We start from the raw sequence: 1,060 nt of genomic DNA on the forward strand, positions 1-1,060 counted from the left end.
CGGGCGCTCGTTCTACCTGCAACTGCTGACCGAAGCAGTCGCCCGCTTCGTGCTGCACGAGTTGGAATTGCCCTACACCAACCTGATTTACGGTGGCGGTGGTAATTTCTACCTGCTGGCGCGGGCAAGCGATGCCGCGAAATTAGCCGCCGTGCGCCGGAAACTCAGCCGCATTCTCTACAAACATCATCAAGGTGATTTGTATGTGGCGGTTGAAGGTCTTCCACTCAGAGCGAAAGATTTCATGCGGCCAAAGGACGGCAGCAAGCACCTGAGCGAAAAATGGGGTGATCTGGCACGAGCGTTGGCAGTGGTCAAGAGTCGGCGCTTTGCCGAAGTGGAGCCGGGCGAGTTGGAGGTCTTGTTCCAACCGCAGGGACACGGTGGTAATGAAGAAAACCAGTGCCAGGTCTGCGGGCGCGAACATCCTGCCACCGAACTCATCACAAAAGGGAGTGATGATGAAGGTGTACGCAAATGCCCGGCATGTTCGTCTTATGAAGGCTTGGGCGAAAAATTGCGTAAAGCCCAATTTATCGGCTGGAATTTGCTTTCACATCCTGAAGATGTGAGCGCATTAACGGGAAAAGAAGTCTCATCTGGCTACAAAGAAGCACTCAAGGATTTGGGATTCAAAATAGAAGTTGGCGAAACCTTTGACGAGGTGAAAAACTTCAGTCACATTTGGGCGTTGAACGATGAAGCTTTGGAGCAGGCACAGAAAAAAGCCGCTGATAAAGTTCTTGTACGGCGTTTGCTGGTGAACGCCACACCGATTATCAGTGATGAGGAAATTCGACAATTGCGCGGCAAAGTGGATGACCTGCCCAGCGAGGACGCTAAAAATCCGGTCAAACCATTTGGTGCACTGGCGCACCAGTCGCAGGGCATCACCCGACTGGGCGTCTTCCGCGCGGATGTGGATAACCTGGGCAAACTCTTCGCCGAAGGTCTGGGGAACGACGCCACGCTTTCGCGCATCGCCTCGCTCAGTTTCGCCATCAGTTTGTTCTTCGAGGGCTGGGTGGGAAAAATTGCAGAAACGAGAAACAGGGCAAAC

1 protein-coding gene is annotated in these 1,060 nt (G+C 53.4%); it reads left to right on the forward strand.

What is annotated here, in order from left to right; translation table 11 throughout:
- Positions 1-1,060 (forward strand): hypothetical protein (locus D6694_08465; protein RMH41938.1); only part of this gene is annotated, 1,060 nt, incomplete at both ends.

This window comes from Gammaproteobacteria bacterium (genome assembly GCA_003696665.1).
Lineage (GTDB): Bacteria > Pseudomonadota > Gammaproteobacteria > Enterobacterales.